This is a genomic window from Shewanella waksmanii (genome assembly GCF_043643685.1).
Classification (GTDB): Bacteria; Pseudomonadota; Gammaproteobacteria; order Enterobacterales; family Shewanellaceae; genus Shewanella; species Shewanella waksmanii_A.
This window is the reverse complement of the sequence record NZ_JBHZSN010000007.1, coordinates 13,581-29,691: the sequence shown is the minus strand read 5'-3', so window position 1 is coordinate 29,691 and position 16,111 is coordinate 13,581. Positions and strand designations below refer to the sequence as shown.

The following is a 16,111-nucleotide window of genomic DNA, read 5'->3' as shown; positions in this document are numbered from 1 at the left end:
GCTAACCTTTGATAAAGCACGGTTCAAAAATCGCTAACTAATCGATATTACAAACAAACTTCCAGTCACTACCGCCGGGTACACTGCTGGTCCACCATAGGGCCTCAAAAACTGCCACATCATCTTTCATGCGATCGCCGCCATTGGCATGGCTTGGGTTTCCTTGCCAATCTACCTGTGGGAAGTTTGGATAAGCGGGAATAACACTGGGATCAACACTAAGTGCTGAACAGGGGTCTGTCAGCGGAGGCTGACACTGAGGTAAGCTAGGGTCTAACTCACACTCTCCTGGATTGGAAGGTTCACTAGCACCGAAACCATATGTAGTACCATTAAACGTGACGGTAAAGTTCGACGGCATCGTAATTGGCAAGTAATATTTAATCACTCCACCAAAGCTACCTCCCGGTGCTAACGTTTTATAGCTAGGTAAAGTCATTTGTACTCGATGATAATTATTCTCCAGTCCGCCTACATTACCTGAAGCGAGATTAGAGCCGTCAGAGATCACCGTAAGGTTAAGTCCAGATTGGTCACTGATTTGTGCAGAAGTTGAGGTCGCAATATCAAATTCAAACACCGCCCCACCAGGAATAGTGGTTTGACTATTATTAGTAATAGTTAATGTCGGCGTGATCGGATAGTTACTGTCACCTACTTTATAGCCTGACAAGCTAACAGACATTGGCAAGTTGTTCGCTGGCTTAGGCTGCTCACTAACACTATTTCCATAGGGTGATGCCGATGCGAAAGCATCATAGGCGATAGTCGTCATGGTGGTGCCAATGAAATACTCGCCTTGGCCATTATTGCGCTGCGGATACCAATCAAAATCGCCGGCAAGTTCCCAAAACATCACGCCACCAAGCCCCTTATCAACCACGTACTGAACCTTGGCATTCATCGCTTGTTCATCTTCTGTCGATAAATAAACGGATTTAGTCGGATTCCATAACCAGGCAGACTGCGCCACATTGTCATAATGTCGCTGATAAGTTCCATTTAACTGATGATGCGGGTCGTTGACAGGATCAAGTCCATAATCATAGACATAGCTACCCATGATACCTTGTTCAAGGTTTTTGGCGTGCCACATTGGATTTGAACCTGCAAACATTTCATTACCCTGCTTGTCCAAATCATGCCAGAGGTTATCAATACCTTGGGCACCATAACCGCAACTATTATCTCCCTCTCCAGTGCCATCAGGGCAATTGGTCTGGTCCGGTAATGCTGCTTTACCCCACAGACCGTTGGTACCGCCAGTGACTCCTTGCCAACCACGGGTGTAATACGGTATACCGATATTAATCCGCCCTGCCGGTAAAGCGCCTCTAAAGTAGTGGTAAGCCCAATCAGTATTTAAATACCCTATTCCACCATATTGCGGTGTTGAGTACACATCCCAAAACGCTAACTCTGCATCTTCACCAGTATCATATAGCGCAGAGTTATGACCAACGAAGTCATTCCAAGCACCGTGTAAATCGTAAGTCATGATGTTGACATAATCGAGGAAACGGGTCATTTGATACGCTTCCATGCCCCTTAACAAATAACCTGATGCGGGAGCTGCCACCGTTAGCATATAGTGTTTGCCATCTTGCACGCCTGCCGCATCTAGCTTAGTTCGCAGTGTCTCCATCAACACATCATATTGTTTAAAAAGTGTGGCCCGAAGAGGATCTGCGATGGCAAAGTCATCGGGGTTACCTGATTTAGCCATCGACGTTGCATACTCGTAATCAATATCTGCGCCATCAAAGCCATAGGTTCGTAAAAATTCCACAACCGAATCAGCAAACGTATCAATTCCCGCTTGGGTCTTGGTCATCTCATAAAAGCCACCACTGGCAACACGTTGACCATTTTCATCAAAATAGCCTCCAGTTTCCGCCCAGCCACCGATGGAAATAAGCGTTTTGACTTGTGGGTAGCGCTTCTTATATTTACTTAACAGGTTAAAATGCCCTTGATAAGCAAACTCAGGGTCCATCTCCGCGCCTACAACACCTTCCCAAGTCATACCGGTAGCAGGATTGGTTGTACTATTGGGGTTGCCAACTGACACTTTGTTGTTAGCATCAACATGAGCAAACGCATAATTAATATGGGTGATTTTGTCCCAAGGAATATCATCAACTAGATAACTAGGTTGGCCGTTTTTACCCGTTCGCCACGAAGTAAAATAACCGATAACACGACGTGCATGATCAGAGCCCATTTTTTCTCGACCTTGATCGTCATAAATATCACAATAAACTGATTGCCCGAGTAGGCCTTCTGGACGACATTTCTCATGGTCGGTTGGTCGCTCACCAACATAACCTATCACCGCCCTTGACTGCGTAGATGCACCTTGGTTATCGGTGGCCTCACTCGTAAAAATTAAGTCACCTTCGATATTTGCATCATAAGTAGCCGTGTAAGGCGCGCTGGTATCGGTAGCGATAAGTGCACCATTTGCATAAAAATCAACTGAAGCAACTTCGCCATCTATATCGCTGGCTTCAGCACTCAAGTTGACTAATGCATTTATCGGTAGATTAAAACCATCAAGCGGTGCTGTGAGACTAACTTGTGGTGGTTGATTAGCTGCAGTCACTGAAATATTAACAATATCTGACTCTCCGGTAGCTCCGGCGCTATCATATGCGCGAGTTTGCAGCGTATGTGAACCTTCGCCACTTGCAGGCCAGCTTAGCTCATACGGAGATGTAGCATCGGTAGCAACAACAAGTCCATCAACTAATAAATCAACACGACTCACCGCGTCACCCGTATCAGGATCCGATGCCGTTGCTGTTACCAGTACCACCTCACCACCTTTGACAGCGCTGTCATTTGTGGGCGAAACAATGCTGGTTAACGGCGGTAAATTATTACTATTTTGTACTTCAATCTGCACAGATTGGGTAGTTACTGCGCCTTTATCGTCGGTCGCTTGCAGCGCTATAACGACCACTCCTTGCACATCAGCAACCCATGGTGTTTGGACCAGAGTATCATTTGCGCGCCATTGCTGACTGGCAACAGTCCCATCGGGATCAGACACGACTGCTAACAAATCAACACTGTCACCAAAATTCACTACACTGCCCTGTACTGGGGAGGTTATGTTCACTTCTGGCGGCAAATTGGCAACACTGTCGCACATGCCAAGGTTTTCCCATACTCCCCATTGTCCAGAAGAAGATGGCGATTCGTTGGTCGTCCACCACTTATTTTGGTAAAGCCCTTGCTGATGGGTGACTTGGGTTGGGGTAGCGTAGACGGTTTCAGCATTCCAACTATCAACTCCATCACAACTGACAGCCAAAACATGGGGGCTAGCCGTTGCCGATAAGAGCGCTGTTGCTAACAATTGCCCGAGTTTTTTTCGCTGCAATGTTAAGTTTGATTTATTGTTACTCATTTTGTTATTCCTATTATTTTTTAGATTTCCGAACGACCTAAATATAGAGACAACAAAACTCAACCGCATAACAACATAGTCGAAATCATCGGTAAAATAAATCTACACAATAATTCTGGATTTGTTTAGAATTTTACTATAACAAAAAGTTTATTGTTTATAACTCCAACCACATTAACAATAAAATACATCAACTTATAAAAATATAAGCTACTGACAGTAGCTACCAATACTTAAAACCAAAATAATTAATAGCGAGAACAACTCTCAACCATATTTCATTAGTGCAAAATCTTTCTGTGGCTTTATAGCCATATCTTTTTATAGTTTCTCAGTATAACCTCTTAACTTAGGCGATACATTCCCCTTCATGATTTAGCTTCTTGATTTAGCTTCTTGATTTAGCTTTTTAGCCTAATTAACTCATGCAGAAAACTATACAAACAGGCTAAATATAAACTTCCGAAAAAATCGATAAAAATACACCTAATATCGCCTTATAGACCATAGACAGCCCGCTATTAACCTTGCTGCCTATACAGCTTTCAAAGTCAATATAACCCATGCAGCCACTCTGCTCTTTATCAGTAGCTTTAGCATTTAATCCACATCTCAGCCATAACGCCTAAAGAAAACACATTCATTTATTATTCGATATTAAATTGACACAACAGACGGAAATACTAATCTCATAGTTTGAAAAACAGGTTAGCGATAAAATGCTGATATAAGTAACTTGGTTAAAATATTTTATTTAACAGGGAGGGCCACCTAATAATAGCGAAGCAATAACAGCCAGATAATGACAGTGAATTCACACTCAAAAAAAGCCATAATTCAAGATAACAACATAAGCTAACCGCTACGATCAATCATCTAGCTACTAGAATCACTAAAACCTCTAAAACCCCTAAAACCCCTAAAACCCCTAAACCCCCTACATTAAAAAATAAAACATAAGTTAATCATAGCGCCACACAAAAACAGTAATCAAAATATATCAACTTTAACAAAACCTACCCAACATTTATCAAACCATCTTTTTTCTAACTAATTTTATTAAACCACTAACTATAAAGCATTAATTATTTTAATAAGTATTAAATAGCTACCGTAAATGCTATTGTCGATTTACGCTACCAGAGAAGTGTTGCACAGCAGCGGTTACCTACCGAATTTGTACAGTTTTCAACAAGCTTACCTTGTTAGACATAAGTCTAATAAACGAGGGCTTTCTTCATATTTTTGTCATTTATCTCGATAAACCCATAGGCTTAGTGGGTCAATGTCTGTTACATTGAGGTAACCTTCACGTGCAACGAACATAATCTATAAAAGCCATGAAGCTAGAAAATTTGAATATATTAATCGCTGACGATCACCCTCTATTTAGAAATGCTCTCAGACAAGCATTATCATCGACTTTTGCTAACACACAATGGTATGAAGCTGACAGCGCTGAAGCCTTGCAAACACTGTTAGACAAAGAAATCGCATTTGATTTAGTCATGCTAGATCTGCAGATGCCCGGTTCTCATGGCTATTCAACGCTAATACACTTGCGTACGCACTATCCCGATCTGCCAGTTATCGTGATCTCTGCTCATGAAGATGCGATGACAATTAGCCGCGCCGTTCACTATGGAAGTGCTGGATTTATTCCCAAGTCAGCTTCAATGGAGACGTTGGCTGAGGCGCTAACCGCTGTTTTATATGGCGATGTCTGGTTACCAGCGGACGTTGAATTACAAGATATTGTCGAAGATGCTACCGATCAAATGGCCAGTAAATTAGCAGACCTTACGCCGCAGCAATATAGGGTGCTTCAAATGTTCGCTGAAGGCTTATTGAATAAGCAAATAGCCTATGATTTAGGTGTCTCAGAAGCCACTATTAAGGCGCATGCTACCGCGATTTTTAGAAAATTAGGGGTACGTAACAGAACCCAGGCGGTGATAGCCTTGCAACAACTCGAAATGGAAAAAGTCGATATCTAGTATCTAGGTTAAGTCCTTTATAGCGTCTATTAACAACTTGAGACAGTAACATGCCGAAACAAGCTCGGCATGTTATTGATTTTACTCAAACGGTTATCTCATTAACTCGCTTGTAGCTGCCACTGACAGAGCATTTTATCATCTAACATCAATCGGCTATGATAGTGGGCACCAGACACCAAAGCTCCCACTCCTTTAGGCGTGCCTGTCATCACAACATCCCCGGCAGATAGGCTCATAAACGACTGAATTTCTCTCAGAATATCATTGGGTTGATAAATCATCTTCCCCACATCGCCCTGTTGCTGAGGTTCATTATCAATGCTTAGCTCAAAGGTAAAACGCGCACTACTGTCCGCTATCTCAAAAAACTCACTGAACAAGGCCGAGCCATCAAAAGCTTTCGCCCTCTCCCAAGGCAAACCTTTGGTTTTCAATTCACTTTGCATGGCTCTTTTGGTCAAATCCAGCCCTAAGCCGGCAGCGCTAAAGCGCTTGCCGTCAAAGATAAAGCAAAGCTCAAGTTCATAATGAATCGGTTCGTCACGATGAGCGATAAGCTGCTCGGTAATTGCTGAATTAGGTTTACAAAACAAAACCATACTTTGTGGAACTTCATTGTTGAGCTCTTCAATATGCTCCACATAGTTGCGCCCGACGCACACTATCTTGCTCGGCGTAATATGCTTCCCGTGACACTTAACCGTGTTCATGTGTACTCCATTTTATTATTTACTCACCAAACTCGAGATAAGCGCCCTTAGCGCCGCTGGCTTCACCATTTTCGCCATATAGTGATAGCCTTTATTCTGCACATCATCAATAAGCTCTTTCCGGGTATTAGCAGTGATCAAAATTCCTGGCAGCTGGCCACCATATAAGGCTCTAATGTTCTCCATGGCATCGAGTCCATTTTGACCATCATCTAAGTGATAATCGGCTAGCACAATATCTGGCGCGACCCCTTTTAAACCAAGCTTAATACGTGCATCAGCCAAATCATGGGCGCATATTACCTCACACTGCCAACGGTTTAGTAGACTTTCCAGTCCCGCAAGAATGGCTTCTTCATTATCAATACACAGGACTTTGACGCCTGCAAGCGGCTGCAACGCTTTTGCCGAAGGTTTAGGTTTACTCTCTTGGACCTTGTCACCTAGCGGGACGGTAATAGAAAAGGTTGAACCGCGGCCAAGCACAGAATGCACATTAATCGGATGCTCAAGCACGCGACTGATACGATCTGCTATGGCTAAGCCAAGACCAAGGCCGCTAACATTCTTACTCTCCGGATTATCTAGGCGTTTAAACTCGCGGAAAATATCACTCACTTCTTTCTCATCAATCCCGCATCCAGTATCGATGACTTGAATCTCAATGGCACCAGGGCGATGACGACAGCCTAACAACACCCGATTACCTTTGGCATATCGATATGCATTGGTCAGAAAGTTTTGTAATACCCGCCTGAGTAGGCTCAGATCCGAGTTGACAGTGGCATGGCAATCTACCATCGAAAAATCGATTTTATAATCATTTGCCATCGCTTCGAACTCAACCGCCAAACCATTTAATAATTCACTTAAACGAAAATCACGACGATTCACCTCCACCATGCCAGAGTCCAATTTGGAGATATCCAATAAATCGGTCAACAGCTCCCCAGCAATTTTAAGCGAGCTATTAACATGGGATAAGGTGGTTTTACCTTCTTGGTCGAGATTAGGGTATTGAGCAAGTGATGCAGTAAACAACCGCGCTGCATTTAATGGCTGCATCAAATCATGGCCAACAGCGGCCAAAAACTTACTCTTCGACGCATTCGCCATCTCTTCTTGTGCTTTGGCTTCAAGTAACTGGCTATTTAATAGGGCTAACTCGTAAGTTCGCTCTTTTACCCTAGCCTCAAGAGTTTCGTTCACTTCTTGTAGTGCTTTAGCTTGTTCCCGATACTGCGTAATGTCCGTAAAGGTCATGACAAAGCCGCCACTTGGCATTGGATTGCCTTGGATTTTGATGACCTTACCGTCTTTGCGCTCACGCTCAGATACATGAGCGGTACCATTACGCATATGCTGCACACGTTTGGCTACCTGCTCATCAACATTACCTTCGCCACAATAGCCCCTTTCAGCATTAAATCGCACCACATCGGCAATGGGCATGCCAGCCTGCAAAAACTCATCTGGGTACTCGTACAGTTCAGCGTATTTGTAGTTCCAAGCAACAAGATTAAGATCTTTATCAACTACGCTCATGCCTTCATAGGCATGCTCTATCGCGCCGCGCAGCATATCTTGACTGAGAATAATTTTAGATGAAGCTTCATCAACTAAGCTAAATACCTCATCTAAAGCTAAGTCTCGACCTTGCAATACCGAGTCCATCACCAGCGAGGCGCTTGAGCCCCCAAGCACCCCCGCTAGCATATGTTCGGTATGGGCGATCAGCTCAGGCGAAGCCACTTTATGCCAACTGTCGCTGCGAACCGCTTCATCTGAGAAACGGGAAAAGCTCTCATAAGCGCGAGTTGGACTGACAAATCGACTCGCAAGAATAAGCAGATCTTGTTGTGACACCGGAGAGGCTTTACGTACAGAGCCAGACTTTAAATCGCCAGGCGTGACAAAAGCACTGGCTTGGATACGCTCTGATACCCCTGCGCGATACCACATAGAGCCGAGAATATAACACCCCAAATTGGCAATCAGTGCGGTTAAAATGTCACGGGTATTAGGATTGATCGACTCAAGCAATGGAATATCATTACCCAGTAATCCAGCCCCGCCATTGGCCCCTTGAAGCAAGATATAACACCAAAGACCAAAGCCCACCACGAGCCCTAAGTAAACGCCACCGCGATTACCGTGCTTCCAATACATTCCGCCAATCAATGCTGGAGCTAACTGGGCAAACGCCCCAAATGACAACATACCGAGCGCCGATAGCGAATCGCTATCGATAAAAGACAAATAACTAAAATAGCCAAAGCCCAAAATTACCACGATGGATAATCGTCTTGCATTTAATAGGAACTGCGAGAACTGGCTAAAGTTCTTCTGCCGAATTTTGCCAGAGCGTAGCATTAATGGCACGAACCACTCGTTACTCACCATGACGCTAATAGTGACAACAGCAACAATCACCATGCCCGTGGCGGCAGATAACGTCCCTAGCAGTGCAATCACTGCCAACAAAGGTTGGTCCAACGCTAATGGTAGGTTGATCACATAGGTATCAGCAGAAACACTATCACCTAAAACCACCTTACCCGCTAACGCTAAGGGCGCAACAAACAAGCCAAACAACAAAAGGTACAGGGGAAACAGCCAACGTGCCTTCAATAAAGTACGCTCATCGCTACACTCCACCATCATCACGTGAAACTGCCTTGGCATACACAGAAATGCGGCTATGCCCACCAGTAATTGCGGCATCAGTGACTCTAGACGAATTTCGGGGTTGTTAATTAAATCCCGAGCCGCAGCTGTATCCCATATATCGGTAAAACCATCGAAAAAGCCGAAACTTATCACAATACCAACTAACAAAAAGGCCGCTAACTTCACTAAGGATTCAAAGGCAATGGCAAGCATCATCCCGGGGTTATGTTCGGTAGCGTCCAATTTGCGTGTACCAAATAAAATGGCAAACATTGCCAGCAAGGCGGTAATGATTAATGAAACCCGCGCACCATCATAGGGTGCATCCTCGGGCTGAAACAGGTTGAGGCTAAATACCATCGCCTTCAGCTGCAGGGCGATATATGGCATGATGCCAAAAAGTGCAATCAAGGTGACAATGGCGGCAATTAACTGCGACTTACCATAGCGTGCGGCAATAAAGTCGGCCACTGAGGTAATATTTTGCGCCTTAGATACCAACACCATTTTGCGCAATAAACCAAAACCAAACACAAAGATAAGAATCGGCCCAACAAAGATGGGCAAAAAAGACCATAAATCTTGAGCTGACTGGCCAACCGTGCCAAGAAAGCTCCATGACGAACAATAAACCGCTAAGCTCAAGCCATAAACAGCCACTTGAATTTTTTTAGATATCTTGCCAAACCAGCGCTCAGCCCCCCAAGCAATCAGGAACAATAACGACACATATAAAATGGCAATCACGCCTACAAAAATTGTCAAATTCATCACTCAAGCTCTTTTTTATTCCATTTTGCGCTAAATTAAGCACTAAATCTAGCTAGCATTATTTCACAACAGGCTAAAAATAAAGGACATTTTATTTATAGACCAAGGTCTAATAGAGCTTAATACCCCATCACCGCCATACTCGTCCTACGCACAATTAGCAATAAAGGGAAGCCCCGATGAGCATGCAGTCTCTCTATAAAGTACCAAGCGACATCGCAGCAAATGCACACATTAACGAAGAACAATATAAAAAGATGTATCAGGAGTCGATTGTAAACCCTGATGGATTTTGGAGAGAGCACGGTCAGCGTATTGATTGGATAAAGCCCTTCACTAAAGTAAAGAAAACTTCTTTTGATGATCATAACCTATCAATCAACTGGTTTTATGACGGCACGCTTAACGCATCAGCAAACTGCCTAGACCGCCATCTAGCCGATAAAGCCGATAAAGTAGCCATTATTTGGGAAGGCGATGACGCAGCGGACCAACGCACCCTTACCTATGGTGAGCTGCACGCAGAAGTGTGTAAATTTGCCAATGCCCTCCGTAGCCAAGGGGTACGCCGTGGAGACGTAGTCACTGTCTACATGCCAATGGTTCCAGAAGCAGCTGTTGTCATGCTAGCGTGTGCCCGTATTGGTGCTATTCACTCAGTAGTATTTGGTGGGTTCTCACCTGACTCGATTGCATCTCGTGTTATTGACGGCAAATCTAAAGTTGTTATCACCGCTGACGAGGGTGTTCGTGGCGGTCGTATTATTCCGTTAAAAGCAAATATTGATGAAGCGCTATCTCACCCTGATGTAGATTGCGTAGAAAAAGTGATTGTTTTAGAGCGAACTGGTGGTGATGTTAATTGGGTCGAAGGACGTGACATCAAATGGGATGCTCTGATGAGCACCGCTTCAGAGCACTGTATTGCTGAAGAAATGGGCGCAGAAGATCCGCTATTCCTGCTATATACATCAGGTTCAACCGGTAACCCTAAAGGGGTATTACACACGACCGGTGGATACATGGTCTATGCTTCAATGACCCATGAATACGTGTTTGACTACAAAGACGGTGAAGTGTACTGGTGTACAGCCGATGTAGGTTGGATCACTGGTCACTCCTACATGGTTTATGGTCCATTAGCCAATGGTGCCACTATCCTAATCCACGAAGGTGTACCAAACTACCCCTCACCTTCTCGTTTAGGTGAGATGATTGACCGTCATAACGTTAATATTCTCTATACTGCACCAACACTTATCCGCGCCTTGATGGCAGAAGGAAAAGAACAGTTTGCAGACTTTGACGGCAGCTCGTTGCGAATCATGGGTTCAGTGGGTGAGCCCATCAACCCAGAAGCATGGCGCTGGTACAATGATGTGATTGGTCACGAACAATGCCCAATTGTAGATACTTGGTGGCAGACTGAAACTGGCGGTATTTTGATTAGCCCATTACCCGGTGCTACAGATACTAAGCCTGGCTCAGCCACCCGTCCATTCTTTGGCGTACAGCCAGCTCTAGTCGACAATATGGGCAATATTATCGACGGCGCGGCTGAAGGTAATCTTGTCATGCTTGATTCATGGCCAGGACAAATGCGTACCGTATATGGTGATCATGAACGCTTTGCACTAACCTACTTTAAAACCTTCCGTGGCATGTACTTTACTGGTGACGGCGCGAAGCGTGACGAAGACGGTTACTACTGGATCACCGGCCGTGTTGATGATGTCATTAACGTTTCTGGCCACAGACTTGGTACGGCCGAAGTAGAAAGTGCTTTGGTTGCTCATGAGCTTGTTGCTGAAGCAGCAGTTGTAGGCTACCCACACGACATTAAAGGTCAAGGTATCTACGCCTACGTGACGCTAACTAAAGGCACCGCAGAATCTGAAGAACTGCGTCAAGCCCTAAGACAATGGGTGAGAAAAGAGATTGGTGCGTTAGCTACACCTGATTTGATTCAATGGGCTGGCGGCCTTCCGAAAACTCGCTCCGGCAAAATCATGCGTCGCTTCTTGCGTAAAATTGCTGCTAATGAAGTCACCAACTTAGGCGATTCTTCAACACTGGCAGATCCAGCAGTGATTGACACCTTGATTGAAACCCGTCTAAACCGTACCGAATAATTTTTGGACTCTCCCGACCAACGCCCCTCTCATTGATAGAGGGGCTTTTTTATAGCCACAACTCAAGAATCCGTAGCACTTACCCCTGAGGCTTGTTATTCTGCTTGGCCAATATCGCCAATACAACCTAGCTGTTTGAAACTTCGAGATTACCAGCAAGATGCGGTAGACGCCGCAATTAACCACTTTAAGCAATCACCAGACTCTGCCGTATTGGTACTACCAACCGGCGCGGGTAAAAGTATTGTGATTGCCGAACTTGCCCGAATCGCCAAAGGGCGAGTACTGGTGCTTACCCATGTCAAAGAGTTAGTTGAACAAAACGCGGAAAAAATCGGCCTACTAACCCATAAAGCCGGTATTTACTCTGCGGGGTTAAAGCAAAAATCAACCCAAGAAAAAACCATTGTAGCGAGCATCCAATCTGCAGTGAGGCAACCTCAGCAATTCGATGTACCCTATTCTTTGGTGATCATTGATGAATGCCATCGCGTCTCTCAGCACGAAGACAGTCAATATCAAGTGTTATTGCAGCATCTAAAGCAACAAAACCCTAAGCTTAAATTACTTGGGCTGACTGCAACCCCCTACCGCTTAGAAACAGGTTGGATTTATCGCTACCATTACCATGGTAAGGTTGGCAACACTGACACACCGGCTTTTGAAAAGTGCATCTATGAATTGCCCATAAGACCACTGATAAAACGCGGATACCTGAGTCAGCCAAAAATCTATGATGGCTTATCGGCACAATACGACTTTAGTCAGCTTAACGTGACCGAATCAGGTCACTACCCAGAACAGCAAGTTAATGATTTACTCAATCACAGTGGTCGAGCAACAAAGGCTATTGTAAAGCAAATCATAGAGCTAGCAGAAAATAAGCAAGGTGTAATTATTTTTGCTGCCACTGTGCGTCATGCACAGGAAGTCATATCATTACTGCCCGATGAACAGGCGGGTATCATCACTGCAAATACTCATAATGATGAGCGTGATAGCATTATCCAACACTTTAAAGCCAAGCAATTAAAGTACTTAGTCAATGTTGCCGTATTAACCACTGGGTTTGATGCGCCGCATGTGGATTTCATTGCGGTATTACGCCCTACGGCTTCAGTCAGCTTGTTTCAACAAATGGTTGGCCGTGGGTTAAGAATAGATACCGACAAACAACACTGTTTAGTCATAGATTATGCGGCTAATGGTTTCAATTTGTTCTACCCAGAAGTTGGACAGGTTAAACCCAATAGCAAAAGCGTCCCGGTACAAGTTCCCTGTCCACAATGTGATTTTGCCAATATTTTTTGGGGAATCGTCGACGAAGACGGCGCGATTGTCGAACACTATGGCCGCAGGTGCCAAGGCACGGTAGATACCAATGATGGGCAAACTCAATGTGACTATCGATATCGTGCTAAACCTTGCCCACACTGCGGCGAGCTAAACGATATAGCCGCTAAGATTTGTCATGCCTGTGACGCGGCCATTATCGATGCAGATAAACGCTTAAAAGAAGTATTGCAAAAACGCCATCATCACCTGTTTAAATGTCATGATATGTTGCTATCCAATCACGATGATCGATTGGAAGTTAAATATATCGATTTAGATGGTAACGACTATACCGAGCGATACCATTTCAGCACCTCAGCACAACGACGCGCTTTTTACGCCGTATTTGTCATGCCACATACCAAAACACCTGGAATGGAGCAGCCAAAGTTCCACAGTGTCAATGATGTCATTAGCCAAGCCGAGCATTTTCGTAAACCCGATATGCTGCTATTAAAAAAAACCAAAAAAGGTTGGGACTTAGTTGAGCGTTTTTTCGACTATAAAGGCCGATATCAAACTGAGCATAAGTTTCTTTAAATGGGAATATGCATTCTCTTAAAGCCTATGGTATAAAGACTCGAACACTTTATTCAGGAGTTGATATGTTTGTTGTGATCTTTGGCCGACCAGGCTGCCCATACTGCGTTCGTGCAGTACAATTATCTGAACAGCTTGTCGAAGCGCGCGACGACTTTAAGTTTAAGTATGTTGATATCCACGCCGAAGGGATCAGTAAGGCAGATCTAGAAAAAACCGTCGGAAAGCCTGTTGAAACCGTACCACAGATATTTATCGATCAAGAGCATGTGGGCGGCTGCACCGAGTTTGAACAATACGTGCGTGACAACAACTTGTTATAATCGCAACGTAATAAAAAAGGAGGCTGATGCCTCCTTTTTTATTTGAGCGTGTTAGAGGACATATTTCACAGAAAATATTACGCGATTTAACTCGCCTTTATATCCATCCTGTCTGGTGTTTTCTGCATACATGTATTCAGCACCAATCGTCATCGGTTTAATCGGTGAATACAGCAAGTTGATATAGCCTGAATATGATTCTTTATTGACGCTACCACCCGTTAAACTCTCATCATTATCTGCCGTAAATGCTGATAACGTAAAGCTTGAGCGCCACTTATCATTCCACCAGTGGCGATAGGAAACAAAGCCACCGTATGAGCTAATGGTTTTAATATCACCATCGGCATCCAATACCCCAGCGTTAGCATAGTTAAGCGCCATGTAGCGCCCCATACCGTCACCTGCGGTTGCCGAGAGCTTGATATCATCATCTCCAACCGGGATCACACCAGTAAAGCTGACACCATAGCCCATGGTTTGTGAATCATAACCACTTTTCTCGATATTAAGCTGTCGTGCCAAACCCGCTACGGTAAACTTAGCCCCGCCTTCTGTTTTGAAGTTATAGCGCGCCACGAAGTCTGGAACCATGCCCGAACCACTGACCAGTCTCTTTGTACCACCATCGCTATCTAGCGGTGAATTTACCGTTGTTTCTGGGTTTTCTATCGCAAATTGAAAACCACCATTGGTATAACGAACCATCGCTTGGCGCACAAATGGTGTACCCTCAGCGGCGCCAACAAAATCTAAATTTTCAGGTAAGGCGCCCGGGTTTTGGAATGTGGTCCAAGTTTGACCCACTGTCCAATTATCATAGCTAACAAATGCATGACGAATACGAGGTGAATAACTATTAGAAACACGCTCATTACCGTCGGTGTGGGTCATAAAGTCTAGCTCAATGAAGCCGGTTAATTTATGACCGTCAAAATCTGACACAGTTTTGAAATTAAACCGAGACTCCCTTGCTTGAAAATCGACAACCTGCTCACCATTCCCAGGCGTGCCATAAATGGTACCCGGTACATAGAACTGGCGAGACAGTGAACCTGAGTCTGGTGCACCATTGGAATAATCACTAAACATCACGTCTGTTTTGACATAACCACCAAAAGTAAAGTCAGTTTCAGCCGCTTGTACATTTGCTCCCAAGCCCAGCAACGTTGCCACTGCTATCGCACTTGCCTTGTAGTTGTTCATTAACCTCTCCCTCGTCATTTACTTTTATTATCAAAATTAATATGACCGAGATAACAAACAAACAACATTAGCAAAACGTCTATGAGACAAAGGTATAACAGCAAAATCTAAAACTTTTGCTACCGCTACTAGTTAACTTAGCTAATGATACCAACCAAAATAATACGCTACCTCTACTGCTGACAGCATCCACCTCTACAAAACAAGGATAGGTCAAAGGCGTAAAACAACAAACGATGCAAACAAGGTGGTGGGTCGTGAAGGATTCGAACCTAAAACAAATGACCAATTAAAGCCAACTGGCTATTGCGGTTCATAGCGACTGAGCTAACAACTAAGAGTTTATATAGTGAGGAAATGGTACTGCAAGGAAGATACAAATAAAGTGCAGGGCCCTGAAGGATTCGAACCTAAAACAAATGACCAAGTAAAGCCAACTGGCTATTGCAACTCAAAACGACTGAGCTAACAACTAAGAGTTTATATAGTGAGGAAATAGTACTGTAAGGAAGATGCAAACAAAGTACAGGGCCCTGAAGGATTCGAACCTAAAACAAATGACCAATTAAAACCAACTGGCTATTGCAACTCAAAACGACTGAGCTAACGACTTAAGATTGATAAAGTTGGGAAATGCTCTGCAAGGAAGATACAAATTAAGTGGTGGGTCGTGAAGGATTCGAACCTAAAACAAATGACCAATTAAAACCAATGGCTATTGCAACTCAAAGCGACTGAGCTAACGACTTAAGATTGATAAAGTTAGGAAATGGTACTGCAAGGAAGATATAAAGAAAGTACAGGGCCCTGAAGGATGCGAACCTAAAACAAATGACCAATTAAAACCAACTGGCTATTGTAATTTAAAGCGACTGAGCTAACGACTTAAGATTAATATAGTTGGTAAATGGTACTTCAAGGAAGATATAAAGAAAGTGGTGGGTCGTGAAGGATTCGAACCTTCGACCAATTGGTTAAAAGCCAACTGCTCTACCGACTGAGCTAACGA

Annotated in this window: 8 protein-coding genes; 4 read left to right on the top strand and 4 right to left on the bottom strand. The window is 44.0% G+C overall.

Annotation, left to right across the window (positions count from 1 at the left end; all coding sequences use genetic code 11):
* Positions 1-37: 37 nt before the first annotated feature.
* Positions 38-3,415 carry a glycosyl hydrolase family 18 protein gene (locus ACHUFW_RS12310; protein WP_394203447.1) on the bottom strand — a complete coding sequence of 1,126 codons (3,378 nt, stop codon included), beginning with the start codon at positions 3,413-3,415 and terminating at the stop codon, positions 38-40.
* A 1,340-nt stretch (positions 3,416-4,755) separates the two neighbouring features.
* Here ACHUFW_RS12310 and ACHUFW_RS12305 point away from each other — a divergent pair.
* Entirely contained in the window at positions 4,756-5,412 is a 657-nt protein-coding gene (locus ACHUFW_RS12305) for a response regulator transcription factor (protein WP_394203446.1), read from the top strand.
* 101 nt (positions 5,413-5,513) lie between these two features.
* On the opposite strand, the gene ACHUFW_RS12300 is transcribed toward ACHUFW_RS12305, so the two are convergent.
* Positions 5,514-6,125 carry a fumarylacetoacetate hydrolase family protein gene (locus tag ACHUFW_RS12300; protein WP_394203445.1) on the bottom strand — a complete coding sequence of 204 codons (612 nt, stop codon included), beginning with the start codon at positions 6,123-6,125 and terminating at the stop codon, positions 5,514-5,516.
* 15 nt (positions 6,126-6,140) lie between these two features.
* Positions 6,141-9,566, bottom strand: coding sequence for a hybrid sensor histidine kinase/response regulator (locus ACHUFW_RS12295; RefSeq protein WP_394203443.1), 3,426 nt, complete (start codon positions 9,564-9,566; stop codon positions 6,141-6,143).
* A 179-nt stretch (positions 9,567-9,745) separates the two neighbouring features.
* Between ACHUFW_RS12295 and acs the strand changes: the two genes are divergently transcribed.
* From acs to ACHUFW_RS12280, 3 genes are all read left to right on the top strand, one after another.
* Positions 9,746-11,698, top strand: a complete 1,953-nt coding sequence (gene acs, locus ACHUFW_RS12290) for an acetate--CoA ligase (protein WP_394203441.1) — start codon at positions 9,746-9,748, stop codon at positions 11,696-11,698.
* A gap of 135 nt (positions 11,699-11,833) precedes the next feature.
* A complete protein-coding gene (locus tag ACHUFW_RS12285) occupies positions 11,834-13,573 on the top strand; it encodes a DEAD/DEAH box helicase family protein (RefSeq protein WP_394203440.1) in 1,740 nt (579 codons plus the stop codon).
* Between the two features lie 65 nt (positions 13,574-13,638).
* Positions 13,639-13,896 carry a GrxA family glutaredoxin gene (locus ACHUFW_RS12280; RefSeq protein ID WP_394203438.1) on the top strand — a complete coding sequence of 86 codons (258 nt, stop codon included), beginning with the start codon at positions 13,639-13,641 and terminating at the stop codon, positions 13,894-13,896.
* 51 nt (positions 13,897-13,947) lie between these two features.
* Here ACHUFW_RS12280 and ACHUFW_RS12275 read toward each other — a convergent pair whose 3' ends face one another.
* Positions 13,948-15,102 (bottom strand): DcaP family trimeric outer membrane transporter, encoded by a 1,155-nt coding sequence (locus ACHUFW_RS12275; protein WP_394203436.1) that lies wholly within the window; start codon positions 15,100-15,102, stop codon positions 13,948-13,950.
* Positions 15,103-16,111 lie beyond the last annotated feature (1,009 nt).